Annotated in this window: 1 protein-coding gene; it reads right to left on the reverse strand. The window is 63.1% G+C overall.

Going from position 1 to position 3,357, the window contains the following annotated elements; genetic code table 11:
- Window positions 1-3,357 (reverse strand): beta strand repeat-containing protein (locus AC1RAD_RS31405; protein ID WP_492739012.1); only part of this gene is annotated, 3,357 nt, incomplete at both ends.

The following is a 3,357-nucleotide window of genomic DNA, read 5'->3' on the forward strand; positions in this document are numbered from 1 at the left end:
GTCGAGAGGCTGTCGATGTTGCTCGTGGCGGTGCTCAGGCCCGAGGACGTGGAGGTCGAGAGGCTGCTGACGTTGCTGTTGGTGGTGCTCAGGCCTGTGGAGAGGCTGGAGATGCCGCTGGTGGCGGTGCTCAGGCCGGTCGAGAGGCTGCTCACATTGCTGTTCGTCGTGCTCAATCCAGTGGACAGGCTGCCCACATTGCTGTTCGTGGTGCTCAGGCCGGTGGACAGGCTGGAGATGCCACTGGTTGCGGTGCTCAGACCCGTCGACAAGCTGTCGATTCCGCTCGTGGCCGTGCTCAGGCCGCTCGACGTCGAGGTCGACAGGCTGCTCACGTTGCTGTTCGTCGTGCTCAAGCCGGTGGACAGACTGGAGATGCCACTGGTGGCGGTGCTCAGGCCGGTCGACAGACTGGAGATGCCGCTCGACGTCGAAGTCGACAAGCTGCCCACGGTGCTGTTCGTGGTGCTCAGGCCGGTGGACAGGCTCGAGATACCGCTGGTCGCCGTGCTCAACCCAGTCGAGAGGCTGTCGATGTTGCTCGTGGCGGTGCTCAGGCCCGAGGACGTGGAGGTCGACAGGCTGCTGACGTTGCTGTTGGTCGTGCTCAAGCCAGTGGACAAGCTGGAGATACCACTGGTCGCCGTGCTCAGACCGGTCGAGAGGCTGTCGATGCCGCTCGTGGCCGTGCTCAGGCCAGACGACGTAGACGTCGAGAGGCTGCTCACGTTGCTGTTCGTCGTGCTCAAGCCGGTGGACAGGCTGGAGATACCACTGGTTGCGGTACTCAGACCCGTCGACAAGCTGTCGATGCCGCTGGTAGCGGTGCTGAGGCCGGACGACGTGGAAGTCGACAAGCTGCTGACGTTGCTGTTGGTCGTGCTCAGGCCCGTCGACAGGCTGGAGATGCCGCTGGTGGCTGTGCTCAGGCCGGACGACGTGGAAGTCGACAGGCTGCTCACGTTGCTGTTCGTCGTGCTCAAGCCGGTGGACAGGCTAGAGATGCCACTGGTGGCAGTGCTCAGGCCGGTCGACAGGCTGTCGATTCCGCTCGTAGCGGTGCTCAGGCCACTCGACGTGGAAGTCGACAGGCTGCTGACGTTGCTGTTGGTCGTGCTCAGTCCCGTGGACAGGCTGGAGATGCCACTGGTCGCCGTGCTCAACCCAGTCGAGAGGCTGTCGATGTTGCTCGTGGCGGTGCTCAGGCCCGAGGACGTGGAGGTCGAGAGGCTGCTGACGTTGCTGTTCGTGGTGCTCAGGCCCGTGGACAAGCTGGAGATGCCACTGGTCGCTGTGCTCAAACCGGTCGAGAGGCTGTCGATGCCGCTCGTGGCCGTGCTCAGGCCGGACGACGTGGAGGTCGAGAGGCTGCTCACGTTGCTGTTGGTCGTGCTCAAGCCAGTAGACAAGCTGGAGATGTCGCTGGTGGCGGTGCTCAGGCCCGTCGACAGGCTGGAGATGCCACTGGTCGCCGTGCTCAGACCAGTCGAGAGGCTGTCGATTCCGCTCGTCGCGGTGCTCAGACCAGACGACGTGGAAGTCGAGAGGCTGCTGACGTTGCTGTTGGTGGTGCTCAGGCCGGTCGACAGGCTGGAGATGCCGCTCGACGTCGAAGTCGACAAGCTGCCGACGTTGCTGTTCGTCGTACTCAAGCCAGTGGACAAGCTGGAGATGCCACTGGTCGCCGTGCTCAAACCAGTCGAGAGGCTGTCGATGCCGCTGGTAGCGGTGCTGAGACCGGACGACGTCGACGTCGACAGGCTGCTGACATTGCTGTTCGTCGTGCTCAGGCCCGTGGACAGGCTGGAGATACCGCTGGTAGCAGTGCTGAGGCCGGACGACGTCGACGTCGAGAGGCTGCTGATGTTGCTATTCGTGGTGCTCAGGCCTGTAGACAGGCTGGAGATGCCACTGGTCGCCGTGCTCAAGCCGGTCGAGAGGCTGTCGATGCCGCTCGCCGCGGTGCTCAGACCGGACGACGTGGAGGTCGAGAGACTGCTGACGTTGCTGTTCGTTGTGCTCAGACCAGTAGACAGACTCGAGATGCCGCTGGTCGCCGAGCTCAAGCCGGTCGAGAGGCTGTCGATGCCGCTCGTGGCCGTGCTCAGGCCAGACGACGTAGACGTCGACAGGCTGCTGACGTTGCTGTTCGTCGTGCTCAAGCCGGTGGACAGGCTCGAGATGCCGCTGGTTGCCGAGCTCAATCCCGTGGAGAGGCTGGAGATACCGCTGGTTGCGGTACTCAGACCCGTCGACAAGCTGTCGATGCCGCTGGTAGCGGTGCTGAGGCCGGACGACGTGGAAGTCGACAGGCTGCTGACATTGCTGTTCGTCGTGCTCAGGCCGGTGGACAGGCTGGAGATACCGCTGGTGGCAGTGCTCAAACCCGACGACGTCGAGGTCGACAGGCTGCTCACGTTGCTGTTCGTCGTGCTCAAGCCCGTGGACAGGCTGGAGATACCGCTGGTTGCCGTGCTCAGTCCCGACGACGTAGACGTCGAGAGGCTGTCCAGGTTGCTGTTGGTGCTGCTCAGAGCCGTGGACAGGCTCGAGATACCACTGGCAGCGGTGCTCAGGCCGGACGACGTCGAGGTCGACAAGCTGCTCACGTTGCTGTTCGTCGTGCTCAGGCCCGTCGACAGGCTCGAGATGCCGCTGGTTGCCGTACTCAAACCCGACGACGTCGAGGTCGAGAGGCTGCTGACGTTGCTGTTGGTCGTGCTCAGCCCGGTCGACAGGCTGTCGATGCTGCTCGTCGCAGTGCTCAGGCCAGACGACGTGGAGGTCGACAAGCTGCTCACGTTGCTGTTCGTCGTGCTCAAGCCCGTGGACAGGCTGGAGATACCGCTGGTGGCAGTGCTCAAACCCGACGACGTCGAAGTCGAGAGACTGCTGACGTTGCTGTTCGTGGTGCTCAAGCCGGTCGACAGGCTCGAGATACCACTGGTCGCCGTACTCAAACCCGACGACGTCGACGTCGAGAGGCTGCTGACGTTGCTGTTCGTGGTACTCAAACCGGTCGACAAGCTATCGATGCGGCTCGTAGCCGTGCTCAGGCCAGACGACGTGGAGGTCGACAAGCTGCTCACGTTGCTGTTCGTCGTACTCAAGCCCGTGGACAGGCTGGAGATACCGCTGGTGGCAGTACTCAAACCCGACGACGTCGAGGTCGAGAGACTGCTGACGTTGCTGTTGGTCGTGCTCAAGCCGGTCGACAGGCTATCGATGCCGCTGGCAGCAGTGCTCAGGCCACTCGACGTCGAAGTCGACAGGCTGCTGACGTTGCTGTTCGTCGTGCTCAAGCCCGTGGACAGGCTGGAGATACCGCTGGTGGCAGTGCTCAAACCCGACGACGTC

The sequence above is a fragment of the Variovorax sp. GW823-FHT04B03 genome, from assembly GCF_058796495.1.